Source organism: Phytoactinopolyspora mesophila (assembly GCF_010122465.1).
Taxonomy (GTDB): Bacteria; Actinomycetota; Actinomycetes; order Jiangellales; family Jiangellaceae; genus Phytoactinopolyspora; species Phytoactinopolyspora mesophila.
The window spans coordinates 1,125,014-1,150,504 of sequence record NZ_WLZY01000001.1 but is presented as its reverse complement, the minus strand read 5'-3'; the positions used below and the strand labels follow the sequence as shown (position 1 = coordinate 1,150,504).

The 25,491-nt window shown below is 67.4% G+C and carries 24 protein-coding genes; 8 read left to right on the top strand and 16 right to left on the bottom strand.

Features of this window, described 5'->3' with window-relative positions; translation table 11 throughout:
- Window positions 1-231: 231 nt before the first annotated feature.
- The 4 genes from F7O44_RS05195 to F7O44_RS05180 form a co-directional block, all read right to left on the bottom strand.
- Entirely contained in the window at window positions 232-567 is a 336-nt protein-coding gene (locus F7O44_RS05195) for a hypothetical protein (protein WP_162449043.1), read from the bottom strand.
- A 57-nt stretch (window positions 568-624) separates the two neighbouring features.
- Window positions 625-1,752 carry a hypothetical protein gene (locus tag F7O44_RS05190; protein ID WP_222851079.1) on the bottom strand — a complete coding sequence of 376 codons (1,128 nt, stop codon included), beginning with the start codon at window positions 1,750-1,752 and terminating at the stop codon, window positions 625-627.
- 1 nt (window position 1,753) lies between these two features.
- Complete coding sequence (locus F7O44_RS05185; protein WP_162449042.1) at window positions 1,754-2,293, bottom strand: UGSC family (seleno)protein; 540 nt, start codon at window positions 2,291-2,293, stop codon at window positions 1,754-1,756.
- A 126-nt stretch (window positions 2,294-2,419) separates the two neighbouring features.
- Window positions 2,420-3,352, bottom strand: a complete 933-nt coding sequence (locus F7O44_RS05180) for an SDR family NAD(P)-dependent oxidoreductase (protein ID WP_162449041.1) — start codon at window positions 3,350-3,352, stop codon at window positions 2,420-2,422.
- Window positions 3,353-3,510: 158 nt separating this feature from the next.
- On the opposite strand from F7O44_RS05180, the gene mftC reads away from it, so the two are divergent.
- From mftC to mftF, 4 genes are all read left to right on the top strand, one after another.
- On the top strand, window positions 3,511-4,788 hold the full coding sequence (gene mftC / locus F7O44_RS05175) for a mycofactocin radical SAM maturase (protein ID WP_162449040.1): 1,278 nt from the start codon (window positions 3,511-3,513) through the stop codon (window positions 4,786-4,788).
- Window positions 4,788-5,987: a pre-mycofactocin synthase MftD gene (gene mftD / locus F7O44_RS05170; protein ID WP_162449039.1), complete on the top strand. Its 1,200-nt coding sequence runs from the start codon at window positions 4,788-4,790 to the stop codon at window positions 5,985-5,987. The genes mftC and mftD overlap by 1 nt, the downstream gene beginning before the upstream one ends.
- A 46-nt stretch (window positions 5,988-6,033) precedes the next feature.
- Window positions 6,034-6,738, top strand: coding sequence for a mycofactocin biosynthesis peptidyl-dipeptidase MftE (mftE, locus tag F7O44_RS05165; protein WP_187361129.1), 705 nt, complete (start codon window positions 6,034-6,036; stop codon window positions 6,736-6,738).
- A gap of 277 nt (window positions 6,739-7,015) precedes the next feature.
- Window positions 7,016-8,401 (top strand): mycofactocin biosynthesis glycosyltransferase MftF, encoded by a 1,386-nt coding sequence (gene mftF, locus F7O44_RS05160; protein ID WP_222851078.1) that lies wholly within the window; start codon window positions 7,016-7,018, stop codon window positions 8,399-8,401.
- On the opposite strand, the gene F7O44_RS05155 is transcribed toward mftF, so the two are convergent.
- The 5 genes from F7O44_RS05155 to F7O44_RS05135 all read right to left on the bottom strand — a co-directional run bounded on the left by F7O44_RS05155 (window position 8,379) and on the right by F7O44_RS05135 (window position 14,227).
- On the bottom strand, window positions 8,379-8,753 hold the full coding sequence (locus tag F7O44_RS05155; protein WP_222851077.1) for an aconitase X swivel domain-containing protein: 375 nt from the start codon (window positions 8,751-8,753) through the stop codon (window positions 8,379-8,381). The genes mftF and F7O44_RS05155 overlap by 23 nt on opposite strands.
- A gap of 40 nt (window positions 8,754-8,793) precedes the next feature.
- The gene (locus F7O44_RS05150; RefSeq protein WP_162449035.1) at window positions 8,794-10,080 is read right to left on the bottom strand and encodes an aconitase X; all 1,287 of its coding nucleotides are present in this window, start codon (window positions 10,078-10,080) and stop codon (window positions 8,794-8,796) included.
- A gap of 66 nt (window positions 10,081-10,146) precedes the next feature.
- Window positions 10,147-11,526: an FAD-dependent oxidoreductase gene (locus tag F7O44_RS05145; RefSeq protein ID WP_162449034.1), complete on the bottom strand. Its 1,380-nt coding sequence runs from the start codon at window positions 11,524-11,526 to the stop codon at window positions 10,147-10,149.
- On the bottom strand, window positions 11,523-13,217 hold the full coding sequence (locus F7O44_RS05140; protein ID WP_222851076.1) for a dihydroxy-acid dehydratase domain-containing protein: 1,695 nt from the start codon (window positions 13,215-13,217) through the stop codon (window positions 11,523-11,525). The genes F7O44_RS05145 and F7O44_RS05140 overlap by 4 nt, the downstream gene beginning before the upstream one ends.
- 161 nt (window positions 13,218-13,378) lie before the next feature.
- Window positions 13,379-14,227 carry an IclR family transcriptional regulator gene (locus tag F7O44_RS05135; protein ID WP_162449032.1) on the bottom strand — a complete coding sequence of 283 codons (849 nt, stop codon included), beginning with the start codon at window positions 14,225-14,227 and terminating at the stop codon, window positions 13,379-13,381.
- 250 nt (window positions 14,228-14,477) lie between these two features.
- Here F7O44_RS05135 and F7O44_RS05130 point away from each other — a divergent pair, with 250 nt between their 5' ends.
- Window positions 14,478-15,356, top strand: a complete 879-nt coding sequence (locus F7O44_RS05130) for an IclR family transcriptional regulator (protein ID WP_162449031.1) — start codon at window positions 14,478-14,480, stop codon at window positions 15,354-15,356.
- Window positions 15,357-15,427: 71 nt separating this feature from the next.
- Here F7O44_RS05130 and F7O44_RS05125 read toward each other — a convergent pair whose 3' ends face one another.
- From F7O44_RS05125 to F7O44_RS05100, 6 genes are read right to left on the bottom strand one after another with little or no spacing between them, the layout of a single operon-like run.
- Window positions 15,428-16,927 (bottom strand): aldehyde dehydrogenase family protein, encoded by a 1,500-nt coding sequence (locus tag F7O44_RS05125; protein WP_162449030.1) that lies wholly within the window; start codon window positions 16,925-16,927, stop codon window positions 15,428-15,430.
- A 40-nt stretch (window positions 16,928-16,967) separates the two neighbouring features.
- On the bottom strand, window positions 16,968-17,834 hold the full coding sequence (locus tag F7O44_RS05120; protein ID WP_162449029.1) for a class III extradiol dioxygenase subunit beta: 867 nt from the start codon (window positions 17,832-17,834) through the stop codon (window positions 16,968-16,970).
- Window positions 17,827-18,204: a protocatechuate 4,5-dioxygenase subunit alpha gene (ligA, locus tag F7O44_RS30945; RefSeq protein WP_222851075.1), complete on the bottom strand. Its 378-nt coding sequence runs from the start codon at window positions 18,202-18,204 to the stop codon at window positions 17,827-17,829. Before ligA ends, F7O44_RS05120 begins: the two co-directional genes overlap by 8 nt.
- 11 nt (window positions 18,205-18,215) lie before the next feature.
- Window positions 18,216-19,088: a formyltetrahydrofolate deformylase gene (gene purU, locus F7O44_RS05110; protein ID WP_162449028.1), complete on the bottom strand. Its 873-nt coding sequence runs from the start codon at window positions 19,086-19,088 to the stop codon at window positions 18,216-18,218.
- Window positions 19,085-19,966 carry a methylenetetrahydrofolate reductase gene (locus F7O44_RS05105; protein WP_222851074.1) on the bottom strand — a complete coding sequence of 294 codons (882 nt, stop codon included), beginning with the start codon at window positions 19,964-19,966 and terminating at the stop codon, window positions 19,085-19,087. Before F7O44_RS05105 ends, purU begins: the two co-directional genes overlap by 4 nt.
- Before the next feature lie 28 nt (window positions 19,967-19,994).
- Window positions 19,995-21,359, bottom strand: a complete 1,365-nt coding sequence (locus F7O44_RS05100) for an aminomethyl transferase family protein (RefSeq protein WP_162449027.1) — start codon at window positions 21,357-21,359, stop codon at window positions 19,995-19,997.
- Window positions 21,360-21,579: 220 nt separating this feature from the next.
- On the opposite strand from F7O44_RS05100, the gene F7O44_RS05095 reads away from it, so the two are divergent.
- Genes F7O44_RS05095 through ligM form a run of 3 tightly spaced genes read left to right on the top strand, consistent with a single transcriptional unit; the run spans window position 21,580 to window position 24,460 of the window.
- Complete coding sequence (locus tag F7O44_RS05095; RefSeq protein ID WP_162449026.1) at window positions 21,580-22,308, top strand: PIG-L deacetylase family protein; 729 nt, start codon at window positions 21,580-21,582, stop codon at window positions 22,306-22,308.
- Window positions 22,305-23,000, top strand: coding sequence for a 4-carboxy-4-hydroxy-2-oxoadipate aldolase/oxaloacetate decarboxylase (locus tag F7O44_RS05090; protein ID WP_162449025.1), 696 nt, complete (start codon window positions 22,305-22,307; stop codon window positions 22,998-23,000). The genes F7O44_RS05095 and F7O44_RS05090 overlap by 4 nt, the downstream gene beginning before the upstream one ends.
- Before the next feature lie 59 nt (window positions 23,001-23,059).
- On the top strand, window positions 23,060-24,460 hold the full coding sequence (gene ligM, locus F7O44_RS05085) for a vanillate/3-O-methylgallate O-demethylase (protein WP_162449024.1): 1,401 nt from the start codon (window positions 23,060-23,062) through the stop codon (window positions 24,458-24,460).
- Between the two features lie 438 nt (window positions 24,461-24,898).
- Here the strand turns inward: ligM and F7O44_RS05080 are convergent, their stop codons facing one another.
- A complete protein-coding gene (locus F7O44_RS05080) occupies window positions 24,899-25,441 on the bottom strand; it encodes a hypothetical protein (protein WP_162449023.1) in 543 nt (180 codons plus the stop codon).
- Between the last annotated feature and the right edge of the window lie 50 nt (window positions 25,442-25,491).

Here is a 25,491-nt window from a genome sequence, read left to right as displayed (position 1 = left end):
GGTGATCATCAGTACGGTGTGGTCGCTGTGAGGTGATCGTCAGTACGTTGTGGTCGGGGGATGACGACCACAACGTACTGACGATCACCGGGGGTTGGGGGCGAAACCTGTGGCGCGGTCCCCGCTTGCCGCCTGCCGCTCACCTCGCGCACGGGCAGGTTGAGCCGGTGCCCCTCCCGTGTCCGCGATCGACGCACCGACCGCCTGCCACCGTTGACAGCGCAGTTCCGTTCACCCGTATTCGGCGATCAGCATGGCACGTTGAATACACGCTGAATCGGTAGAGAGGCCGGTTCCCAACGTGTATTCAACGTGCCATGGTGGGCTCACGTCGCCCGACCGGTCCTCGGCGAGCTTCACCACCTCGACCACCACGGCTGGATCGTCCACCGTGAGCGGCGCCCCCAGATCGCTGCCGCTCACCTCGTGCACGGGCGGGTTGCCGGTACTCCTCCCGCGTCCGAGATCAACGCACCGACCGCCTGCCCTGGACCGCGCTCCGCGAATGTTGGTGATCGTGAGCGCATTGTTGTTGTTGCGCGGCGCGGGTAAGCGGTTGCTGGGCACCGATGAGAGCAAAAATCCGCTCACGATCACCGAGAAGGGGTGGGCGGTCGGTGACCGTCAGGGCGTGGTGATCTTGCTGTACGACGACGGACGGTCCCGAGGGGCCAGGCCGAAGATCTCGACGACGGCGGACACCCCAGCGTTGTTCGCACCAGCGACCATGATCTGTACGGACCCGGGGCCGGACATGATCCGCACCCGTTCCGGGCAGGGGCTGGTGCTCGCGGAATCGGGCATGGCGTCCGGATGGTCCCCAGGCAACCGCCACCGGGTGTGGCGCGACAGAGCGTCCTTGCCGACCGCGGCCAGATCCACCCGCGTCCGCACGGCATTGTGGTAGATCGCTGAGCGCAGGTCGTCCTTGGTCCATCCAGCCCCGGCGAAGACCTGGGCGTGCTCGGGGGAGAGGACGAGCAGGGCGTTGCTGTACTCGTGGATGAGGGCGCCGGTCCGGCGGATGGTGTCGGCGAAGTCGAAAGCGAGCTGCTCCGGGATCTGGGTATGCCGGGCCTCGATGTGCATGACCGACCGGACCACGAACGCGGTCACGACGTCGTCTCCGGCGGCGAAGCCGTACTCAGTGTGCAGCGGCGCCCACGGGCTCTCTTCCTCGTTCTCACCGATGCACGCGGTGTACTTGGCGGGCGTCGCCTGGGTCGCTTGGTCGAGCTGGTGCGGGCGCAGGCCGAAGACGTTGATGAGGGCGAGCCGGATGGCCCGGCCGATCGTGGCGTTCGCGCGGAACCCGGAGCCGAAGATGCTGCCCTTGCTGTTGAGCTCGATCCGCTGCCGGATCGGGCCGTTGACCACAGTGAACGGGGCGGTCCCGGTGGTGGACTGCCAAATGCCGCGGGGTGGGTGCGGCTCCTGGGAGATCGCCTCCCAGGCGGCGACGACGACGGGGAAGTAGTCGGGCCGGCAGCCGGCGAGAGCGGCGTTGACGGCGGCGAGCTTCACGGTCAGTTCCCGGTTGAGATGCGCAACGGAGAACAGCACCTCGCCGGGCCGGCGGTCGGTCGCAGCGAGAAATTCGGCCAGGTAGGTCTCGGTCACGGGCATCACCGGCAGGCCATCGGTCCACCCTTGCTGCTGGTAGTACTCCATGACCCGGCGGAACTCGTCGAGATCGACCGCCGGCTCTCCGAGCTGGCTGGGTTCGGTCACACCAGTGGTCAGATCGGTCATCTCAGGCTCCCACTCCGAAGATACGGACGATGTCGGGCAGCGCCCGGGCGGCCCGCTGGCGGATTTCTCGGGCGTCCAGGCTCGCCACAGGGTGTTCGATCGTCAGAAACTCGAAACCTGGGAAGCCCTGCACCTGTGCCATCGCCGCACCCGACATCGCGAAGGAGTCCGAGCAGATACTCACCGCCGGGATCCCCGCGCGCTCGAACAGGATTCCGTCGGCCACTGTGGCGGCGCTGCACGAGCCGCAGTCACCCACCGCGGTGACGACGACATCGCATTCCCGCGCGATCTTGCGGAGCAACTCGTCTTTCACCGGAGTACCGAAGTAGTCCTTCGTGTAGAGGCGGGTGTCGACCGCGCCGTAGCGATTCGCGAGGTCGTCGGCGATACCGCGCAGCAATGCCGTGGCATTGACTTTGGTGTTGTCCAGCAAACCGACGGTGAGCCCGCGAAGACTCGTGGGTCGCGGAGCTAGAGTGCTGTTGGTCGATCGCTCATTCATCCCCGTCGGATCGAGCAATGCTTCTCGTACGGCCATGACGTGAGGCCCTCCGGACTTCGGGTGGGTGACTGTGATGCCGAGTCCAGGGAAACACGCCGGGCGCACTACGCCGAGGGGGTTTCCCGGCAGCCGGAAGCCGCGGGTTCTTATTCGCGCCCGCCCTTAACCCCGGCCCTCGACCGAGTAGATGGGTGACGACAGCAGGAAGGGGATGGCGTTGGCGCGCTCGGCATCGATCGGCTCGTCGGGGAATGCCGCCTCGATCGTCGCGTGCCGTGCGGTCACTCCGTCCTTGAACTCCGGGTGAGTCAGGATGAACAGGTCGCCGCGGCGCACTCCCGCCAGTACGCGCTCTCCGGCTTCCTCCGCGGACATGTACGGCTGTTTCCTGGCGAGCTCGAGCCGCTCCGGAGCAGGGGCGTCGTACCCTGAATCGCCGTACTTCTCGGGCCGGTTCGCGGTACCCACGGCGATGTTGCTGTGCACCGGCCCAGGGCAGTACACGGAGACCTCGATCCCTTCCTGCCGCAACTCGACGTGCAGCGCTTCGGAGAGGGCGATGACAGCGGCCTTGGTCATCGAGTACAGGCCAGCGACGATCGGCAGCAGACCACCCATCGAGGAGGTGTTGACGATGTGCCCTCCGTTGCCATGGGCGCGGATCTTGGGCAGGAACGCTTGGATGCCGTGGCCGACGCCGCGGATGTTCACGTCGATGACCCAGTCCCAGTCGGTCGAGGTGGCGGCACCGACCGGCCCGGTGAGCCCGATCCCGGCATTGTTGACCAGCACGTCGACCCGCCCGTATACACGCTCGATGTCATCCGCGGCTTCGCGCATCGCCGTCAGGTCGGTGACGTCCACGCATCTTGCGTCGACGTGGAGCCCGTCCTGCGCGAACTCCGCCACGGTCTCGGTCAGGTGATCCTCACGTCGTCCGGTGACGACCACCCGCATTCCGGCCCGGGTGAACGCGAGCGCGATGCCCCGGCCGATGCCGCTCGAGCCTCCGGTGATGACAGCGACCTTGCCCTGAACGTCTCGCATGCCGTCGATGGCAGCAGTTCGGCGCCCGGCGCGCACCGTGTCTTCCACCCAGCAGAAGAAAAGCCGCCCCGGTGCCATCGGAATGGCTTAGCTGTTCCCTACGGCACTCAGTGCCATTAGGGTGGGGTCATCGCGTCGGACTGCCGGTAGGGGCGGTCATCGAAAGCGGCCACCGCTGCTGGCGGCCGCGATTGGAGGAGCATGGTATGACGGCTCAGCTGATTGCCGGACAACAGCCGGTCGCCGGCCCTGGGCCGAAGCGCCTGGTCGATCACTTCGAGCTCGGGCTGGACGCGCCGATCTGCCTGACCTGGGAGCTCACGTATGCGTGCAATCTCTCGTGTGTGCACTGCCTGTCTGCTTCCGGGCGCCGCGACCCCCGTGAGCTGACCACGGGAGAGTGCAAGGCGATCATCGACGAACTCGAGCGCATGCAGGTCTTCTACGTCAACATCGGCGGCGGTGAGCCCACGGTGCGAAGCGACTTCTGGGAGCTCCTCGACTACGCGACCTCACACCACGTCGGCGTCAAGTTCTCGACCAACGGCGTGAAGATCACCCCCGACGTCGCCGAACGCCTCGCCGCCAACGACTACGTCGACGTCCAGATCTCTCTCGACGGTGCCACCGCCGAGGTCAATGACGCGGTTCGTGGCGGCCAGTCCTACGACATGGCCCTGCGCGCGATGCGCAACCTCTCCGCCGCCGGGATGAAGAACTTCAAGGTCTCGGTCGTGTGCACCCGGCAGAACATCCCACAGCTCGACGAGTTCAAAGCCCTCGCGGATCGCTACGGCGCTCAGCTGCGGCTGACCCGGCTGCGTCCGTCGGGCCGTGCCGTCGACGTGTGGGACGAACTCCACCCGACGCAGGAGCAGCAGCGTGAGCTGTACAACTGGCTCGTGGCACACGGAGAGAACGTCCTCACCGGTGACTCCTTCTTCCACCTCGCCGCCTACGGTCAGGCTCTACCCGGTCTCAATCTGTGCGGCGCCGGTCGCGTCGTGTGCCTGATCGACCCGATCGGCGACGTCTACGCCTGTCCGTTCGCCATCCACGACGAGTTCCTCGCCGGCAACGTCCGCGAGCCCGGCGGCTTCCAGCGGGTGTGGCGTGAGTCCGATCTCTTCAGCCGCCTGCGTGAGCCGCAGAACGGTGGGGCGTGCTCCTCGTGTGACTTCTTCGACAGCTGCAAGGGCGGCTGTATGGCGGCCAAGTTCTTCACCGGGTTGCCTCTCGACGGACCCGATCCGGAGTGTGTGCGCGGATTCGGCGAAGAGGCGTTGCAACAGCGCGACGACACCGCCCTCCCAAGACCGTCGGGTGACCACTCGCACCGAACCTCCCCGTCATCCAGCCGCAAGCGCCACGGCCCGGTGCCGATCACCCTGACCCGGCGCCGGGAGGACATCACCGTCCCACCGGTCTCGGCGTGCCAGGAGAGCCCGTTAGCTGGCTTTGGACTCCCGCGAGAAGGCCGCTGATGGCCGGCGGCTGGTTCGAGACCGTCGCCCACGCGCAGCGCCGTGCGCAGCGCCGCCTGCCTCCGTCCGTCTACGGCGCGCTCGTCGCCGGAAGCGAGAAGGGCGTGACACTGGCCGAGAACCAGGACGCCTTCGCCCGCATCGGATTCGCGCCGCACGTGGTGGGGCACAAGGCAGAGCGCCAGCTGGCTACTACCGTGATGGGGATTCCCGTCGAGCTGCCCGTGCTCATGTCGCCCACCGGTGTTCAAGCCGTGCATCCCGACGGCGAGGTGGCGGTCGCCCGGGCAGCGGCGAACCGCGGCACCATCATGGGTCTGAGCTCCTTCGCTTCGAAGCCGGTGGAAGAGGTCATCGAGGCGAACCCGCACACGCTGTTCCAGATGTACTGGTCGGGGTCGCGCGATGTGATGATGCAGCGCATGGAGCGCGCCCGCGCGGCCGGCGTGCGGGGGCTCATCGCCACCCTCGACTGGTCTTTCTCCAACGGACGCGACTGGGGCAGCCCGTGGATCCCGGAGAAACTCACCGCGAAGGTGGCCGCCCGCTTCGCCCCCCAGGCTCTGCGCCGGCCCGGATGGCTCTTCGACTACCTCAAGACCCGTAGGTTGCCCGACCTCACCGCGCCGAACCTGCAACCTCCCGGTGGGGAGGCTCCGACGTTCTTCGGGGCCTACTACGAGTGGATGACGACGCCGCCACCCACCTGGGAGGATGTCGCCTGGCTGCGCGAGCAGTGGGGCGGCCCCTTCCTGCTCAAAGGCGTCGCTCGCATCGACGACGCCAAGCGGGCAGCGGATATCGGGGTCACGGCCCTGTCCGTGTCCAACCACGGCGGGAACAACCTCGACACCACGCCGGCGACCATCAGGCTGCTGCCGGGCATCGCCGAGGCTGTCGGTGACCAGGTGGAGGTCCTGCTCGACGGCGGCGTCCGGCGGGGGAGCGACGTCGCGAAGGCGCTCGCCCTCGGCGCCCGGGCGGTCATGATCGGTCGGGCTTACCTGTGGGGCCTGGCCGCCAACGGCCAGGCCGGTGTCGAAAACGTCATCGACCTGCTTCGTGGTGGACTCGACTCCGCCGTGCTCGGCCTGGGCAAGGGCTCGATCGCCGAACTCGGCGCGGAGGATCTCGTCGTGCCGGACGGCTTCTTCCTGAGACTCGGCGCGGCCGCCCACGCCGAGGCCATGATCGGCTGAACAACACGTGTCGACGAATGCACAGCCAGTAGAGCCGCCACGGCGGTTGGCCGACCGGCCATGGCCGGGCGTCGGGCGACCCGTGGTCGTGCTGCCGCTCGGCTCGACCGAGCAGCACGGGCCCCATCTGCCGCTCGACACAGACACGGTCATCGCCACGGCCGTCGCTCGGGGAGTCGCGGACCGCATCGCCGCAACGGGCGCCGACGTCGTCGTCGCGCCATCGATGTCATATGGAGCCAGCGGCGAGCACGAGCAGTTCGCCGGCACCGTGTCTCTGGGACGTGAAGCACTCGAGCACCTGCTGGTCGAGTACGGCCGTTCGGCCTGCCGATGGGCGGGGCGGCTGGTGATCGTGAACGGGCACGGCGGGAACGTCGAGGCGCTGCGCAACGCCGTCCAACGGCTGGTGAGCGAAGGCCGCGATGTCAGCTGGGCTCTGTGCTGGCCCGACGACGCGACGGCGGCCCCCACGCTTGACGCACACGCCGGCCGGGTGGAGACATCGTTGATGCTCCATCTGGAGCCAGCGCGGGTCCTCATCGACCGGGCGGAGCCCGGCAACGTCACCCCTCTGAACGAACTTCTCCCCACGCTGCGTCGTAGCGGTGTCGCAGCCGTCGCGCCCAACGGCGTGCTGGGCGATCCGCGTGGTGCCTCGGCGGCAGAGGGCGCCCGCCTGCTACAAGCCATGATCGACACCGTGTGGCGACACCTCGCTCGACAAGGAACGCCCCATGCCCCAACGTAGGAGGCGAGCTAAGCGTGCTCGGGAGGTGGAGTCTCTCCATGGTGTGGTGGGCATCAGCGAGGGAGGTCGATGGCGAAGCCTCAATCCGACCGAGTCTGCTGGGCAAGGAGGGACTCCACCTCCCGAGCGCGTTACCAGCGCCGGTCTTCCCACGGGCGCGGTGGGCATCAGCGAGGGAGGCCGATGGCGAAGCCCCTCTCCGACCGAGTCTGCTGGGCAAGGAGGGACTCCACCAGCTAAGCAACCTCAGCCCACGGGCCTTCCCCCCGGCGCGGTGGTGCGACTCAACCGGCATACCCGCGTCACAGATGGCGGCCGTGTTCTGTACGGTGGGGCGCCGGCACGCGTCAGCCGACTGCGCCCGGCCGCTGCCAGCCTGATCCGCGAGCGTAGTTTCACGATCACCGACGCGGCCTCGCGTGCTCTCGCCGAGTATCTGATCGAGGCCGGGCTCGCCGATCCGGAGCCGGAGTCGCTCCCACCGGTGAGCCTCACCGACGTCACCGTCGTGATCCCGGCGTGGCGGCGGCCACGCCAGCTCGAACGCCTACTGAGCAGCGTCCGCGACCACATCGGTGCGGTCCGGGTGCTCGTCGTGGACGACTGTTCCGGCGCCGAATCGCAGAGGGTCGCCGACGTCGCGGGCCGGCACTCTGCCGAGCTCATCGGGATGAAGGAGAACCGCGGCCCGGCCGACGCCCGCAACGCCGGGCTGGCCCGGGTGACGACGCCGTTCGTGCTCTTCGTCGACACCGACGCCGTGCTCCGTCCGGGGGCCGTCGAGCTGCTGCTGCGGCATTTCGCCGACTCCCGGCTCGCCGCGGTCGCCCCTCGGGTGTCGGGGCTGACTGAACCTGGTGCGAATTGGATCTTGCGCTACGAGAACGCCCGGTCTTCGCTCGACCACGGAACCTACCCGTCTCTGGTGCGCCCGCACTCGCCGATGGCCTGGGTGTCCACGACCTGCTTGCTGGCTCGCACGTCGGCGCTCGGGGGTGGCTTCGGCGCCGGTATGCGGGTGGCCGAGGACGTCGATCTCGTCTGGCGCCTGGTCGCCGAAGGATGGCGGGTCCGCTACGAGCCGCGGGCGGTCATCGAGCACGAGCACCGGGGGGCGCCCAGGGCCTGGCTCGGGCGCAAATTCACTTATGGGACCGGTGCCGCGGCGCTCGCGCGACGGCATCCGGGCCTGGCCGCACCTGCGGTGCTCTCACCGTGGACGGCCGCCGTGCTGGTGACCCTCGCCGCCCAGCGCAGGTGGTCTGTCCCGGTGGCCGGAGCGGTCACGGCCGTGGCGGCGTCGCACATCTCCCGGCGGATCGGCTCGACCGATGACCCCCATGCACTCGCCGTCCGGCTCACCGGTCACGGGCTGGTCGCGGCGACTGCGCAGGGGTTCGCGCTCGCCGTGCGCCACTGGTGGCCCGCGTTCGCGCTGGCAGCGTGGGGTTCGTCGCGGGCGCGGCGGATGATCGCCGTCGCCGCGGTGGCCGATGCCGCCTGGGAGTACGCCCGGTTGCGGCCTGGTCTGGACCCGCTGCGCTTCGCCGCCGCACGCCGCCTGGACGACCTCGCTTACGGCGCCGGCGTGTGGTGGGGAGCTTGGCGCGCGCGGTCCGCTGCCGCGCTGCTGCCCGTCGTCACTCGTCGTCGAGCACGGTGACGAGGCCGGTATCGGCGTCAACGCGCACCCGGTTGCCGGTGCGGAACAGGCTGGTCGGGTCCCGGTCGCACTCGACGACGGTGGGCACCCGGGTGACGATGGCGCCGAGCACGGCTTTGGTCGTGACGGTGTTGAAGACCATCGCCAGGGGAGCGGTGCCCATCAGGCGGGTGCTCTGGAAGAAGCCGGCCCAGCCGGAGGACCCTTTCGCGCCGGGGAAGACGAGCACAACGCCGGTGAAGCACTGCCCGAACAATTCGTGCCGGGGTTCGATGATCACACCGCGGGCGGGGTCGATTCCTCCGAACCCGGAGATCTCTTCGGTGGAGACCAATGCGGGTCCTTCGGCCACGCCGGGCACGATGCCTCGTCCACGTAGTGTCAGCACGGCCTCAGCGACCTCCCAACTGCCCGCGCCATACGCCGGTGATCGCGGCGTCGACGCATTCGTCCAGCGTGCCGAACCAACCCTCGATGCCGAGGATGGCGGGGAGGTAATGCACCTGCTTGGCGCTGTCGGAGGCAAAGACGCGCGTCCCGTCCGGCGCCGCCTTCGACATGGCAGGGCAGGAGTCGGTGAGCAGTCTCCCACCAGCCTCGGTTATCACGCGGTCATACCCGCTGCGCGCCGCCGCGGCGCGCAAGGCGGGCGGCGTCATGATCCACAACTCGACGTCAGGGTGGATCTTCCGTTGCTCCAGGCGGCGCGCGACGGCCTCGATCTGCTCCAGCGACGCGTGTGGGCAGCCGAGCAGAACGAAGTCGACGTCGGTCGAGGATCCCTGGTCGTTGAGCCGCTCGTAGACCTGTTGCCTCTCGCGTGGCCCGTAGCCGGCCGCGTCCTTCGGCGCACGACCAGAGCATGCGTCCTCGACGCTTCTCGCCTCGGGTGTGATGCCCGGGATGTGGTACAGCTCCACTCCTCCGCTGGTCGCGGCGGCCGCACCGAAGTGCTTGAGATCGGCCAGGTCTGGCTGTGCCCAGCTACCGGTGACGACGGGGCGTCCCTCGCCGACAGCCCCACCGACGAAGTACCCGAACAGGCCCCATTCGGCGAATGTGGCGAGCTCGACGTCCGTGTGGACGAGATGGGTGCCGAAGCGGTTCTCCGGGAGGTGGTTGCCCCAGTACGGGATGCGACCGGTCAGGCTCGCGGCACCGGTCGACGCCGCGCCCTCGCAGTTGGTCCGGGCGCCGAGCACCGAGTTGCAGTACACCACCGCGGAGGACTCCATCCAGGCGCAATGTTCCCCGCGGACGGGCAGGTTTCCCACCTGATACGGCGTGCAGGTGGCGAGGATGTTCACACCCTTGTCGCTGTAGTACGCCTCGGCGTCGCGCTGCAGCTCGATGTTCGCATCGGGATAACCGGTCAGGCCACGCGCGTCCGGGCCGAAGCCATGCTGCAGCTGGCAGGTCGGAACCTTCATCCGGGGGATGTCGATGTCGTCGTCGCAGTCGAGATTGATGACGGCGAAGGCCTTCGCCCAGCCGCCCTCCTCGACGAGTCTCGCCTTGGCCGGGGACGGCTGCGTCATGGTGCCCGCGACGTTGCGTGTCTCGCAGAGCCGTTCGGCTCCCAGCGCCTCGCCATACCGCACGAGCAGATCCATGGCGGCGGCGACAGCGGCGCCTTCCTCGCCGTCGCGCATCCGCTTCTCTTCGTCGGTGAGGAGCATCGCCACGTCCTTCCACGGTCGCCTCAGCTGGTGCCCTGCATTCGTGACCGGCTCGTCGGTCAGCTCTCAGGCGATCCCGACCGGGATGTCGTCGGGGGCCAGCTCGGTGCCGAGGTAAACGCCGTCGGCCCGGAGCCGGTTCTGGAGCATGGCGACGTCGATGTTCCCGGTCGCGACCTTGGCCGAGAGTGCGAGGTCGGCGGCGGTGCCCGCGGCCTGTCCCATGACGAAACACGGACCGGTCACCCGGGCGGACGACTGGCCCCACTGCGTCATCGAGGCGCACCGGCCCACGACGTACAGGTTGTCCACGCCCTGCGGAACGATCATCCGGAACGGGAGCTGGTTGAACCCGCGCGAGTCTTCGGCTACCGGGAACCGGAATTCGACGGTGCCCGCCACATGCGCCTCCACCGGCCAGCCGTTGACCCCGATCGTGTCGGGGAAGTCAACGCAATGCAGGATGTCTTCTTCCCCCAACTGATACGTGCCGATGATGCGCCGGGTCTCGCGGATCCCCACCTGCGGGGCGATGTCGACGACGTAGGAGTCTTCGAAGCCGGGCGTCACCGACTTGATGAAATCGAACGTCTCACGCACTTGTCGCCGGCCCTGGATCTCGCCGTGGGTGAGCTCGCGCACGTCGGTGCCGTTCACCGGTGATCCGTCGTCGTTGCTGAGCTGGGTGAGGTTCGAGCGCCACTCGAGGTGGTTGCGCTGCGGCCGCACGATGGGCTTCTTCCGCGGAAAACGATGTGTGCCGGCGGCTTCGGCCTCATCCATGAGCCGCGCGACGGTTTTCCACGCCTCGCCGGCCCGCTCCGCGTCCACCCCGTTGATGCGGAACATCAGCGACGGGTAGAGCAGCTTCTCCGAGGTCTCGGTCGGGGCGCCGGACCAATAGGCGAGGTCGCCGTCCCCCGAGCCGTCGATGAAGATCTGGCCGCGGATGGCGTGGCGCCCGGACTTCGACTCGACGATCACCGCGTCGATCTCGGTCCCGCCCGTGCCGTCGCGCAGCGCCAGCCCGACGGCCAGAGCATGGAAGAGAAGCTGCCCGCCACCGGAGAGCACCAGCTCATCAGCGGCGATCTTGTACGCGGAGATGTCGAACGCCTGCGCGGCGATGCGGTCCTGGACAGACATGTGAGCGTCGTTGAGTCCGTCCAGGGCGCGCAGGCGGTCCAGCAGCTCGTCGGCGTAGCCATGCACCACCCGCCGATGCTCGCCGTGGACCCTGGCATGCAGACCGCAGAACGTCGACAGGCCACCCATCGTCCCGGCACCGCCCAGAAAGCCGTAGCGTTCGACCAGCAGCGTGGACCGGCCGGCCCGGGAGGCCGCTGTCGCCGCCATGAGCCCGGCGGGTCCGCCGCCCACGACCACGACCTCATATTCACCGATGACCGGCACGTCTCGCGGGGGCTCGGGGACGGTCAGGCTCATCGACGTGCTCCTGGGGTCGGGCCAAGGCGGGGGCTAAGGACGGCGCCGCAGGCCAGCGGCTGGACGGTGGCGCGGTACTGGTCGAGCAGCCCGGTGGTTTCGACCTGCTCCCGCGGGGTGAACGGTGGCCGGGCGGCGAGCACCTCCGGGTCGACCAGCAGGTCGATCCGGCCGTCGGCGAGGTCGATCTCGATGAGGTCGCCGTCTTTCACCAGGCCGAGCGCGCCGCCGGCCGCGGCCTCCGGCGAGACCTCACCGACTCCGATTCCGTGGTTGACCAGCCCGCTCATCTGACCATCGGTGACGACGGCGACCTCCGACGCGAGACCGCGGCCGTCGAGGGCGAAGATGAACGCCGAGATCATGCCCATGGCGGGGCCACCGGTGACGCCGATACCGCGAATGATCGCGACGTCGCCAGCCTGGATCTTGTTCGCGGCGACCGCCGCCACTCCTTCCTCGCGGGAGTGGAAGACCTTGGCGGGTCCGCGGAAGCGGCGCGGGCCTGGATCGGGGATCGGCCGCTTGACGACGGCCCCGTGCTCGGCCAGCGTGCCCCGCAGGACCACGATCGACGGGTCGGTCGAGAACGGGTCGTTCAGACCGCGGATGACGGCGCCATCGCCGGGACGTGCCGCCGCGGCGTTCTCGGCGAGGGTGCGGCCGTCGACGGTGAGCTGGTCGCCGTCGAGCAGCGGGAGCAGTTCGCGCAGCACCGTGGCCGCGCCACCAGCGTCTTCGAGGTCCTCGATGAGGTCGGCGCCGTTCGGCCGGATCGAACAGAGTGTGGGTGTCTCGCGGCCGAGCACCCGGTAGGCCTCCCAGACGTCGATGTCGAGGCCGGTCTCCACCGCCACGGCCTGCAGGTGCTTGACGGTATTGATCGAGCCGCCGACGGCGAGCATGGTCCGGACCGCGTTGGTGATCGAGGCGGCCGTGATGATGTCGCGGGGGCGTACGTCGTTCTCCACCAAGTTCGCCACTGCCCGGGCCGCGCGACGCACGCCGTCCCACATCCGGTCGCTGAGCGCCCGCACGGGAGCCGAGCCGGTGACCGCCATACCGAGTGCCTCGGCGGCCATATGCATCGAGTTCGCGGTGGCCAGACCGGAACATACTCCTGGACCGCGGATCGCGCCGTCAGCCAGCTCGAGCAGTGAACCGTCGGCCTTCCCGTCGAGCGCTTGCTGGGCGGCGCGGAGGAAGATTTCCTCGACGTCGGCCTCGCCGCCTTCGGCGAGGCCACTGCGCTGGTAACCACACGGGACGATGACTGCCGGCACATTGAGCCGGCCCGCGGCCATGAGGTGTGCCGGGGTGGTCTTGTCGCATGAACTCAGGCAGATCATGGCGTCGAGCTGAGCGCCTTCGACCATGACCTCGATGTCGTTGGCCACCAGATCCCGGGCGGGCAGCACATAACGCCCGCCTCGTCCGGCGTTGGTGATGAAGTCCGACGGCGCCGCGGTACGGATCTCGAATGGCAACATGCCCAGGGCTCGAAGTTCGTCTTTGAGCACGGACACGAGGCCGTCCAGATGTGCGAAGCATGCCGCGAGATCGTTCGACGTGTTGACGATCGCCACCTTGGGGCGATCGAGGTCGGCTGGGTCGATCCCGAGTGAGACCCACTGGGCGCGGCGGGTCACCGCGTGGGCGCTGTTCGCCGGAAAGTTGCTGCGTAGCTCCACGATTCTCCTCACTCGTCGACGACGCTCCCGGGTCGGGCAGAGCGCTGCCAGTCGGCGGCACACTGGCAGTTCGGCTGCTCCGGACGTTTCCAGCGGCGAAGATGACGAGCAAGGGGGACTTCCGGCTAGCGGGAGTCAGGCAGCGGCCAGGACGTGGGTTCTCAGCCCATGCCCTGCTCCCAGGCCATCCGCTGCACCGCCCGCGCGGTTTTCCGGACGAGATGGTCGTACGGAGGCGTGGCGGTGCCGGCGGGCACCACGAGGGAGACGGCGCCCAACGGTCGTCCACTCCGGTCGAGCACGGGTGCGCCGATAGCGGTGCGCGGGGCGGTCTTGCGTTTGTTGACGGCGTAGCCGCAGGCGCGGGTCTGAGCCAGCTCCCGGCGGATCACCTCCGGGGTGTCCGTACCGCGACGATTCCTCAGGTTCGTGAGGTAGTGCTCCTGGAAGTTGTTGTCACAGAATGCCAGCAGCGCCGTCCCCACGGCGGTCATGTGCAGCGGGTCGCGCTGACCGATGCGCGGCCGCTCCCGCCCACCGCCACGGGGCCGGAGGCTCTCGACGATCGTCGCCTGATTGCCCTGCGGGATACCGAGGTGAACCGGCAGGCGGGTGGTGGCATAGAGGTCCTGCATGAAGGGCAGGGCCACCCGATGGATGCCGTATGTCTTGGGTGTCAAGAGCCCGAACTTCCACACGGCCACCCCGATGCACAGGAGGTCGTTCTCGTCGCGCTCCAGTATCTCCAGTTCGAGGAGTTCAGTGACCATACGGTGTGTCGTCGACAGCGGCAAACCCGCTCGGCGGCTCAAGTCGGACAGCCGTAGATGGGTGTGTTCGTAGTCGAACGACGACAGCAGCCGATGAACCCGTTCCACCGAGGACCGGCGGGGCTGCGGCACGTCGTCCGGTGTGGTGCACTCCTGACTCAGGTGTTCGGTGGTGCGGTGCCCATCGCCCGCCGGTGCTTCAGCGGCGGTTCCCGTCCCGTGCGTGTGCAGGCTGATCATGACGGAGCTCCTTCGCTACGTGTGACGAGATGTGTTGACCGTCTGCGGACCCCGATGGAGCCCGACTCGGGAGTAGTGCCCCGCCGCGGGATGTTGTCCCACTCAGTGACTGTGTCCCACTCAGTGACTGTGTCCCACTCAGTGGAAGTGGGTCCTCCATCGGAGAGCTCTGAGCGCTATGGTGTCGGGACACGGTCGCGGCGCCGCGCCGAAGGTGGTGCCGCCTGGAGGCCCGGGGGTGTGCTGCGGAATGCCAGAGAAGACAGACCTGAAGCAGGCCGAGACCTATCCGAACGAGGACATGCGGCCGGACAATCCGGTCGCTGAATCGGGCTGCAAACGCACGGCGGCCGGACGAGTCCTTTCGCTGCTGGGAGCCTTCTCGAGCGGGGGCGGCTCGATGACGCTCTCGGAGATCAGCCGCTACGCGGATCTGTCTCTGACCACCACCCACCGACTCATCCGGGAGGTCCTCGACTGGGGTGGTCTGGAGGTTGACGACACAGGCCACTACCGGCTCAGCCGTAAGATCCTCGACCTCGCCTCGGCCTCGACGCAGGCACTCAGGCTGCGTGAGACCGCGCTGCCGCATCTGATGGATCTGCACCGTCGCACCGGCCTGACCGTCAACCTCGCTGTCCGCGACGGCATGAACGTCATGTACCTCGAGGCGCTGCGGTCGCACCCGAACTACACCGGGGAGAACCGGATCGGTGGGCGGCTGCGGCTGCATATCACCGCGACCGGGCTTGTCCTGCTGGCCTACGCGGACCAGAGCGTGGTCGAGGAATATCTTCGCGAGCCGTTGAAGCGGTACACCCCGCACACCCTCGCCGACGTCTCGGCGCTGACAGATTTCCTCCAGACGGTACGGGAGAACAGATATGCCATCGCCTCCCAGTTCGTGGTGATGGAGGTCAGCTCCGTCGCCGCGCCGGTTGTGGGTGTGGACGGCACCGTCGAGACCGCGGTGGGTATGGTGTGTCCCGCGAGTCAGCATGATCCACACCGCCTCGTCGACCAAGTTCGGCTCACCGCCAACCGCATCTCCCGGGATCTGCGCGAGCGGAAGACCACCCCCGACCCGCGCACCGTCGATTTCAACCGCCGTCACGCGGGGCTGATCTGAGACCCGCACCGCATACGGACGCAAGCCCGCAGGCCCACGGCCATCGGCGTCGAACGAAAGGCTCTCAGGTGTCAATGTGTCTGGCTCCCGAGCGCTGTTTCGTCCAGAGTGGCGGTGGCATGGGTGTCTTGGAACGCCCGGATGCCCTCGATGCCTTGTTCGCGCCCGATGCCGGATTGCTTCATGCCCCCGAACGGGGCGCGCAGGTCAAGGCGGGTGGCGCCGTGGTCGTTGATCCAGATGTACCCTGCGGCGATGCGTGTCGCGAGATTGCCGGCACGGTTCTGATCGGTGCTCCAGACGGACGCACCCAGACCGGCCCAGGTGTCGTTGGCGTGTTGCAGAGCCTCGTCATCGGTGTCGAAAGGCAGCACGGGGATGACGGGACCGAACTGCTCCTCGCTGACAACTCGTAGGCCGGGGTCGGGATCGACGACGATCGCGGGCCGCAGGTAGTTGCCACCCGCTAGGTCGTCCCCAGCCGGCAGCTGACCGAACTCGCGCACGTCAGCCCCCGCGTCCTTCGCTTCGCGGATGAGGTCGTCGACGAATGCCTTCTGCGCCGGTGAATGCAGTGGGCCCATGGTGGTGCCTTCGTGCAGCCCGTAGCCGATGACTGTGTTCTCCAGCCGGCCGGCGAGCCCGTCGACGACCTCGTCCAGCCGCGACCGGTGCACGTAAACCCGCTTGGCATTCATACAGATCTGCCCGGTGGTGTCGTAGATCGCGGCGAACAGGCGGTCGAGATGGGTGTCGTCCAAGATCGCGTCATCGAGGATGACCGCGGGATCGTTGCCGCCGAGTTCGAGTGTCACCCGGGTGAGTGTCCGCGCCGCCATTTCCATGATCTTCTTGCCGCCGCTCACGGAGCCGGTGAAACACACCTTCGCGATGTCGGTGTTCTGGATCAAGCCGGTCATGTTCTCGTCGGGTCCCGTGACGACGTTCAGCACCCCTGGAGGCAGTGCCTCGGCCACCCGCTGAACGACTCGGGTGGTGGCCAGCGGCGCGGTGGGAGGCGGCTTGACGATCACGGTGTTCCCGGCCAGCAGGGCATGTGGCAGCGACGCTCCGAGAATCGCGATCGGCCAGTTGAACGGCACGATGACGGTGACCACGCCCAGCGGCTGATAGCGCACCTGGGTCGTCACCGGGATCCCCGGGGCCGGCTCCAGGACCTTCCCGGTATCGACCTGATCGGCCAGGGACAGTGCCAGCTGCCACCGGATCTGGAAGACGAGCGCGTCGACCCACGCCTCGTGCACGATCTTCCCGTTCTCCCGAGACAGGATCGCCGCGTCGGTGTCGCGCTGCTCCTCGATACCTTCGATCGCCTCGGCCATCAGCCTGGCCCGCTCCGCCGCCGGCAAGGCCGACCAAGCTGGGAAAGCCTCCTTCGCCGAGGACACCGCGTCCGCGACGTCCGCCTCCGACGCGGCGGCCGCATACCCGGCGAGTGCACCCGGCCGGCCCGGATCCGCGACCGCCAGCAGTTGTGTCGTCTGTCGTTCCTTTCCGGCGATGAACAGGCCCGTCTTCACCTGTGCCGACGTGTCGAGCACTTCAGCCATGACAATCCACCTCTCTGTGGTGACTCATGCGTGCGGGCCTTTACACCGCCGCTGGCTCCCGGTCGCCGAGATCCTGGAACAGCGCGAGCGCCGCCGCGGTGTTGGAGGCCGGCACATGGTAGGTGTCATGGACTCGAGAGATGCGCTCGCTCATCGCCCCGCGCATCACCAGCCACATGATCATCTCGATGCCCTCGGTGCCCGCCTCCCGGACGTAATCCTCACGGGAGAGGGCCGCCAGCGACTCAGGATCGTTCTCGATCGCCTGGAGGAACCGGCGGTCGAACTCCTCGTTGATCAATCCCGCCCGGGCGCCGGCCAGCTGGTGGGACATCCCGCCGGTGCCGAAGACGGCGACCTTCGTGTCTTGCGGGAATGACCTGATGGCTTGGCCGATCGCCTTGCCGAACTCGTAGCAGCGGGCGGCGGTCGGCTGGGGGGATTGAATGACGTTGACGAGCACCGGAACGACGGCGCACGGCCAGGCGTCTCCCGGCTCCGGGCAGTAGACGGACAGCGGCACGGTCAGCCCGTGGTCGACATCGAGCCGGTTGCAGGTGGCGATGTCGAACGACGAGTCCAGCAGCTCGCGAACGAGGTGCTCGCTCAACTCCGGGGCGCCGATCACCGGTGGCACCGGCCGTCGGCCCCATCCCTCATCGGCGACGTCGTAGGCGGCGGCGGTACCCACGGCGAACGTGGGCACGAGGTCCATGTCGATGGAGTTGGCGTGGTCGTTGTAAACGATCACCGCGACGTCCGGCGGGTGTTCGGCCATCCACCTGCGTGCGGGCGCGTAGCCGTCGAACAGCGGCTTCCAGTAGGGATCTTCGGTCTTGTGGTTGTCCATCGCCGCACCGATGGACGGCACATGCGAGGTGGCAAGACCCCAGATGATGTCAGCCAAACTTCCGCCCTCCTGATTGCATTGCCTCGATGAACTCTTCGGTGGACATTCCGGTGAACACACCGCCGAGGTACTGCATCGACTTCTTGTCCAGCATGGCGAGCTTGAACGTGTAGAAGATGGACCCGCCGAGGTCCATCATCGCCGTCCAATCACGCTCCAGGACGGCGTGTTTCTGTTCGGGCGAGAGCCCGAACTCGTCGCAATAGGCCGCCTCATCCGCGCTGAACCGGCTTCGGTTCTCGGCATGCATGAGCGAGCCGCACATCCGGTTGAGGGCGTAGCCCCGCCGGGCGTGCTCGATGTCGAGCAGGTAGTCGTCGCGTGCCTTCGTCCGCGACTCCGTTCGCCGTTCGTTAGCGTCGACCACGGTTCTCCCTTCTAGAACACGACACTGGTGTTTCCGTCCCGGATGATCCGGTCCTCGCAATGCCAGGCCACCGCGCGAGCCAACACGCTGCGTTCCACGTCGGCGCCTTTGCGCTGCAGGTCCCGGGCCGACTCACGATGCGAGACACGGATGACGTCCTGCTCGATGATCGGCCCCTCGTCGAGGTCTTCGGTCACGTAGTGAGCGGTCGCGCCGATCAGCTTCACGCCACGCTCCTTTGCCCGCAGATACGGGCCGGCGCCCATGAAAGCGGGCAGGAAGGAATGATGGATGTTGATGACCGGTACTCCCAGCTCCTCCAGGAAGTCGCCGGAGAGAATCTGCATGTAGCGGGCCAGCACGAGCAGGTCGACGTTGCCATTGAGCAGGTTCAGCTGCTCCTTCTCCGCGGCCGGTTTGCTGTCTTTCTCCACCGGAACGTGGAAGAACGGGATCTCGAACCGCCGCACCTCCTCACCGAGATCCGGATGGTTGGAGACCACCATCGGCACGGTCATGGAGAGCTCGCCGCGCCGCTGCCGCCAGAGCAGGTCGAGCAGGCAATGATCCGCCTTCGACACGAAGATGGCGACCCGCTTACGTCGTTTCGCCTCGACGAGGTGGAAGTCGAGCCCGAGCTCGTCGCCCAGCTTCGTCCGCAGCGCTTCGTTCAGCTCGTCGAACCGCATCGATAGCTTCGGCAGATGGAAGACCGTGCGCTGGAAGAACCTGCCCCCTTCCGGGTCGCTCGACGATTGGTCGAGCGCCACGATGTTGGCCCCGTGCTCGGTGAGCACGCGCGACACGCTCGACACGATGCCGGGCCGATCGGCACCTTGCACGATCAACCGCCCGTGGTCCTGTTGCGGGTTCTGTTCAGTCATGCTTCATTCCTCCCGGTGAGCAAGGCCAGCAGCTTCTGCCGCCACGCCTCGGTCCTGCGCAGCTCGTTGAAGGTGAAGATGTGCAATCCCCGGATGCCGGTGCCGCACCTGTTGACCTCCGCACCCAGGTGCTTGGCGAACTTCGTCGGGTCGTAGCCGCCCGGAAGCAGGAACCGCCACAGCACGCTCTGCTGTTTGCGCAGGAAGCGCGCGGATTGCCCCAATCCGAGGCCGGCGGAGACACGTACCAGCTTCTGCCGGTTGACCGGACCTGGCATGCCCACCCGGATCGGGACCTCGATGCCGGCCTCGGCCACCCGCCGGGCCCACGACACCGTCGTCCTGGTGTCGAAGCACATCTGCGTGATCAGATGGCTGGCCATCGGAGCCTTCTGTTTCAATGCCAGCTCGATGGCCTCCTGGGGAATGTTCGCGTGCCCTTCTGGATACCCGCCGATTCCGACCTCGTCGAAGGGGTGATCCGCCTCCCGCAGGGCTTGCAACAGTGAGTAGGCGTCAGCGTAGCGGCCGGCCGCCGTCGGCGAGTCTCCACCGATCACGAACACCGACCGCACGTCCTTCTCCCGGAGGCGAGCCACGACGTCGCGGACGTGAGCCTGGTCGATGAACAACCGCGCCGGCAGATGCGGTGCCACGGCATAGCCGTGGTCCAGGAGGCGCTCGGTCAGCTCCAACGTGGCGTCGAGCCCTCTCTTCTGGGTCGTCGTCACCGTCAACCGGATTGACGTCGGGACGGCTGCGAGAACATCGTGCTCGGTGCTCTCGAACGGCATGACCTCGTAGCTCATGTCGTGCACCAACGCCGCGAGATCGCGGCGGCGGCGCCCGCTGCCGGCGGCTTCCTGGTCAACAGTCACGGAAATCTCCTAAGCCTGTGAGGGCGGGCTAGAGCGGTCGTGCCGCTCGATACGAGTCGCGGACTTCGCGTACATACGGAGCCGGGGCGACGGTGGCCCGGATCTCGACCTGCCGATGCGTCTCGACGGCCGGCTTGGCTGTGTTCGGCTTCTCTCCCCACACCACCGACACCTCGGTGCCCGGCTCGGCTGCTCCGATGTCGACGGTGGCCAGCGAGACGAAGTCCTGCTCGGTGGCGATGTAGCCGGCGTCCAGCGACATGCCCACCTGCTCACCGGCGCGTAGCACCTTGTCGACCTGGAAGAACGCGTAGCGCGCCTTGGGCATCTCGATGTACTTCGCGGGCACGCCGGGCTCATACAACGAGCGGGTCACCGCGGCCACGTCGTCCGGATTCCACACCAGGGTCACCTTGGTCCGGCGGGGCTGCGCGGCGATCCGCTCGAGTGCTTGCCGCCCCAGGAAGTCGTGGTCGAACTTGATATGGCGCCCGTAACCGAGGTCGTACGGCGTGACGTAGTACTCGGAGATGTCGGGCGAGTCCATGCTGCCGCCGAGTGAACCGAGCGCGTTCGCGTCGAGCCAGTCCCGGTAGCCACGCATCCGCGGACCGAAGATGGCGGGAACAACGGTGGGAATCCAGCCGGACTCCAGGTTCGCCGTCGAGTAGGCCTTGGCGCCGGCCCGGACCAGGCCGAACTCCGGCCCCGCGGCGAGGATGGCGGCCAGCACGTCCTGGCCTTCGGCCCACGGTCCGAACAGCTCCAGACCAGGCTGACCGGCCATGCCATGGCGAAGCGCACGCACACGGTGTCCGGCGATCGTGAGCTCGGTCATGTTGAAGAACCTGACGTCGGGAACGGGCTCGCCGGTGAGCTTCTCGATCAGCTGATACGCGGCCGGTCCCTGCAGTTCGTAGCGGTAGACCGAAGGCGGGCCGGAAGGCCGGTCGTAGGAGTTGTCGTCACGTTCGATGCTGACGTCGTACCCGCCGGTCTCGGCGCGGTATTGCAGCCAGTTCGGCACGGTTGGATGACCGACGACATCGAACAGTTCGTCGTCGAGACGGAAGAGGATGGCGTCACCGATCAGCTGCCCGTCCGGATTCACAGCCACGTACTGCTTGGCTTTGCCAGGTGTGAACGAGGCAAAGCTGTTGACGCCGAAATCGCTCAGCAGCCTCAGTGCGTCCTTGCCGCTGATATAGAGGTCGGTCATATGGTGTGATTGGTCGAACAGCACACACGAGCGGCGCCACGCCTTCTGCTCCGTGCGCCAGTTGGTGAATTCCGGTGCGACCGGGAAGGTGTGCGGACGAACGGCCGAGTTGCGCAACAGGTCTACCGGTGTTCCAACCCGCTGAATAGCAGTTTCGAGACTCTCGCGTTCCATTCAGCCAGTAGAGCCGAGCCGGCGGCGTGATACGTCCGGCATCGAGACCGACTTGACCGCGACAAATGACTGAGTCGCCCCGGAGTTTCGACGTAGAGCAGACCGGACTCCAAGACCTCACGGCGTCGACCAGGCGCTTCTAGTGTCGTTCGGTACGAGACTGCGACCCGTCGATGGCGCAGATCGCCGCAGCCGAGCGGATCGAAGGAGATGCCGTGCCATGACAGCCAACCCGCTACTCGTGATCAGTGCCCACGCGGGCGACTTCGTCTGGCGGGCGGCGGGGGCGATCGCACTGGCCACCGCCCGTGGTGAACGGGCCAAGGTGCTCTGCCTGACCTATGGCGAACGAGGCGAATCCGCGAAAGCGTGGCGGGCGGGTAAGAACCTCGACGAAATCAAGGAGCTTCGCCGGACCGAGGCAGCCAACGCCGCCGGGGTACTCGGGGCGGAGATCGAATTCCTCGACGCCGGGGACTACCCGCTCCAGGAGACCAGCGAACTCGTCGATCGGATCGTGCACGTCTATCGTGAGGTGAATCCGTCGGTGGTTCTCACCCATCCGCTGACCGACCCGTACAACCAGGACCATCCCGCGGCTGCCCGGATGGCCCTGCACGCGAGGGTGCTCGCCCAGGCGGTCGGTTACGACGCACCCGGCGAAGCGCTCGGTGCTCCGCCGGTGTTCTTCTTCGAGCCGCACCAGCCCGAGCAATGTGACTTCAAACCGGAGGTGCTGCTCGACATCACCTCCGTGTTCGACACCAAGCGCAAGGCCATGGAGTGTCTGCCGGCGCAGCAGCACATGTGGGACTACTACACCGACCTCGCCAAGCGGCGCGGTGTGCAGCTCAAGCGGAACGCCGGCCCCAACCTGGGCCTGCCGCACAGCACTATGGGCGAAGCCTACATGCGGCTCTATCCGCAGGTCACGGAGGTGCTGGCGTGAGGAACGTGGTCGTCACCGGCCCGCCGCGGGCGGACATCGACGCGGTCACGAAGCTCGCCGAATACGGCGTCGCCACCGTGCACGAGGCGCTCGGGCGCACCGGATATCTCGGCCCCCGGCTGCGGCCGGTCTACCCCGGCCCGCGCGTCGGCGGCACGGCGGTGACCGTGCTGTGCTGGCCCGGCGACAATCTGATGATCCACGCCGCGGTGGAACAGTGCGGCCCGGGCGATCTGCTCGTCGTCACCACGACGTCGCCATGCACAGACGGCAGCTTCGGTGAACTCCTGGCAACCTCGCTGCAGTCCCGCGGGGTTCGCGGGCTGGTCACCACCGGAGGAGTGCGGGACGTGAACGACCTGCGGGCCGTCGAATTCCCGGTGTGGTCCGCCGCCGTCAGCGCCCAAGGAACCGTCAAGGCGACTCCGGGATCGGTGAACGTGCCCGTGGCCGTGGGCGGTCAGGTGGTCCGGCCCGGTGACGCGGTTCTAGCCGACGACGACGGCGTCATGGTCGTCCCTCGCCAAGACGTCGACGAGGCTCTCGAGGCCGCACAGACACGAGTCGACAAAGAGCAGGCTTCCCGCGAGGCGTTCCGGGCCGGCGAACTCGGCCTCGACCGCTACAGCCTGCGCGCGAAACTCACCGAACTCGGCGTCCGATACGTCACCGCGGAGGAATACCGCACTTAGGGCAAGAGAGCCGCCAACGTCCACCCGAAAAGCTCACGTCATCGAAAGGAACGGGTCACATGAACGCAAAGAACCTGCAGGAATTGCTGGACCAAACCGGAAACACGGTGGAACTGCTCCGGAACTCTCAGATCGGAGCCTATATCTACCCGGTGGTGCCGTCGGAATTCACGAACTTTCGCCGGGAGGTGATCGCCTGGCGAGAGACCGCCGCCTTGTCCGACCAATCCCATCACATGGTCAACCTGTTTCTTTCCGGACCGGATGCGCTGAAGCTGCTCTCCGACACCGGCGTCAACAGCATGGCGAAGTTCCCGGTCGACTCGGCGAAACAATTCGTGCCCGTATCACCCGGGGGCGGTGTTATCGGTGACGGCATTCTGTTCCACCTCGCTGAGGAAGAATTCGTGTTCGTCGGGCGTGCTCCGGTAGCCGACTGGCTGACCTTCAAGGGCAGTAGCGGGTACAACGTCGATATCCGCCGCGACGAGCGTTCACCGTCGCGTCCGTACGGCAAACCCGTGCAGCGAGACCTGTGGCGCTTCCAGATCCAAGGCCCGAACGCCTGGCCGATCATCGAGAAAATCAACGGCGGCCCCGTCGAGCAGTTGCGCTTCTTCCGGATGGGATACATGAATGTGGCCGGTGAGCGGGTCCGCACCCTCCGCCACGGCATGGCCGGCGCACCTGGCCTGGAGCTCTGGGGACCGTACGAGACCTACGACAAGGTGCGCGACGCGATCCTGGAGGCAGGCCGCGAGTTCGGCCTCGAACCGGTGGGTTCGCGCGCCTACGCGTCCAACACGATTGAGTCCGGTTGGATCCCGTCGCCCCTTCCAGCCATCTACACCGGTGAAGAATTGCGGCCTTACCGGGAGTGGCTGAGCGCGGCGAGCTACGAAGCCACAAACGCGCTCGCCGGTAGCTTCGTCTCGGACAACATCGAGGACTACTACCTCAACCCGTGGGAGCTCGGCTACGGCCCGTTCGTCAAGTTCGACCATGACTTCATCGGACGCGACGCACTCGAGGCGATCGACCCCGAGACCCAGCGGCGCAAGGTCACCCTCGCCTGGAACGCCGACGACGTCGCCAAGCTGCTGGCCTCCCCGGTCGACCCCAAGGGCCCCGGCTACCAGTTCTTCGACCTGCCCAACGCCAACTACGGCTCGTCCAACTTCGACTCCGTGGTCGACGCCGACGGGAACCTCGTAGGCCTGTCGATGTTCACCGGCTACAGCTCCAACGAGCGCACGGTGCTGTCGCTGGCCACGATCGACCCGGGCGTTCCGCTCGGCGCCGAAGTCCAGGTCATCTGGGGAGAGCCGGACGGCGGGAGCCGGAAGACCACGGTGCAGCCTCACGAGCAGTTCGCGGTACGTACTGTCGTGAGTCCGGCGCCGTACTCGGTCATGGCCCGCGAGAGCTACCAGCCAGGCTGGCGCACCGCGGCCTCGTAAGCCAGTTTCAACGGCTCTGGTAGATGGAGTCTCTCCTCGCCCAGCAGACTCGGTCGGATCGAGGGCTTCGCCCATCGGCCTCCCTCGCTGATGCCCGCCACACCATGGAGAGACTCCATCTACCAGAGCCTCGCTTGGTGGCTCCGGCCTGGAGGCTCTCCTTGCCCAGCAGACTTGGATCGCGGAGGGGTTCGCCGTCGGCCTCCCTCGCTGATGCCCACCACACCATGGAGAGACTCCATCTACCGGAGCCTTAGTTGGTCTGGTCCCGACGCCCGGCTACGGCTCGCCGTGCGCCAGTGCTGCTAGGGGGTACGGCAGCGTGCAGCTTCATGGCCTGGCGTAACGGTAAGGGCCGGATTGGTGTGGGGGAACGTTACGGGAGGCCATGAAGCTCAGCTGAGTGGGTAGTTGGGTGCCACTCGGCCGCGCCTCTTGTTACTGGCTGTGCCTGGCGATGCGCCGGCGCAGCTGGGGGGTGCGCCAGGTCAATAGTGTGCGGGGACAGGTTCGCAGCGCGTCGACGGCGGCCTGTGCGGTAGCCCGCACGTCGCCGGCCAGGCCGAGATCCGCATGTGTATGTACGTTCGAAGCATCGGCGCTGGCGTCGACCCGCACGACTTTCGTTTCCGGGGCGATCAGCCCGCCGTCGTGCAGCGGTGCGGCGTCGCCGGTGCTTCCCCAGGCGACCACCAAATCGGCGTCGCGCATGAGCTCACTGGCAAAGGGTGGGGAGAAGCCCTCGGGCAGGTCGATCGACCACGGATTGCCGGCGAACAAGCCACGTGCCGCCGTCGAGGTCGCCAGCAGGGCTCCGCTGAGCGTGGCCAGCGTCGTCAGAGCATCCCGCGCATCGGCCGGCCGCGCTTCCAGCCCGGCGACGAACACCGGGCGCCGGGCGGTCCGCAGCAGCTCCGCCAGCCGCGCCACGGCAGCCGGTTCCGGCTCACTGTCGCGTTCGACCGCTTCGGCAACCCGCATGTCCGTTCTCCCCTCGTCGTCTACGACGCCCTCGTGATCATTGGCTTTTG

What these genes read in the sequence shown, in the direction of transcription:
- F7O44_RS05190 (WP_222851079.1), bottom strand. Translation starts at nt 1,752, where the DNA reads ATGACCGATCTGACCACTGGTGTGACCGAACCCAGCCAGCTCGGAGAG.
- F7O44_RS05185 (WP_162449042.1), bottom strand. Translation starts at nt 2,293, where the DNA reads ATGGCCGTACGAGAAGCATTGCTCGATCCGACGGGGATGAATGAGCGA.
- mftC (WP_162449040.1), top strand. Translation starts at nt 3,511, where the DNA reads ATGACGGCTCAGCTGATTGCCGGACAACAGCCGGTCGCCGGCCCTGGG.
- mftD (WP_162449039.1), top strand. Translation starts at nt 4,788, where the DNA reads ATGGCCGGCGGCTGGTTCGAGACCGTCGCCCACGCGCAGCGCCGTGCG.
- F7O44_RS05150 (WP_162449035.1), bottom strand. Translation starts at nt 10,080, where the DNA reads ATGCTCCTCACCGACGAAGAGAAGCGGATGCGCGACGGCGAGGAAGGC.
- F7O44_RS05145 (WP_162449034.1), bottom strand. Translation starts at nt 11,526, where the DNA reads ATGAGCCTGACCGTCCCCGAGCCCCCGCGAGACGTGCCGGTCATCGGT.
- F7O44_RS05135 (WP_162449032.1), bottom strand. Translation starts at nt 14,227, where the DNA reads ATGATCAGCCTGCACACGCACGGGACGGGAACCGCCGCTGAAGCACCG.
- F7O44_RS05130 (WP_162449031.1), top strand. Translation starts at nt 14,478, where the DNA reads ATGCCAGAGAAGACAGACCTGAAGCAGGCCGAGACCTATCCGAACGAG.
- F7O44_RS05125 (WP_162449030.1), bottom strand. Translation starts at nt 16,927, where the DNA reads ATGGCTGAAGTGCTCGACACGTCGGCACAGGTGAAGACGGGCCTGTTC.
- purU (WP_162449028.1), bottom strand. Translation starts at nt 19,088, where the DNA reads ATGACTGAACAGAACCCGCAACAGGACCACGGGCGGTTGATCGTGCAA.
- F7O44_RS05100 (WP_162449027.1), bottom strand. Translation starts at nt 21,359, where the DNA reads ATGGAACGCGAGAGTCTCGAAACTGCTATTCAGCGGGTTGGAACACCG.
- F7O44_RS05095 (WP_162449026.1), top strand. Translation starts at nt 21,580, where the DNA reads ATGACAGCCAACCCGCTACTCGTGATCAGTGCCCACGCGGGCGACTTC.
- ligM (WP_162449024.1), top strand. Translation starts at nt 23,060, where the DNA reads ATGAACGCAAAGAACCTGCAGGAATTGCTGGACCAAACCGGAAACACG.
- F7O44_RS05080 (WP_162449023.1), bottom strand. Translation starts at nt 25,441, where the DNA reads ATGCGGGTTGCCGAAGCGGTCGAACGCGACAGTGAGCCGGAACCGGCT.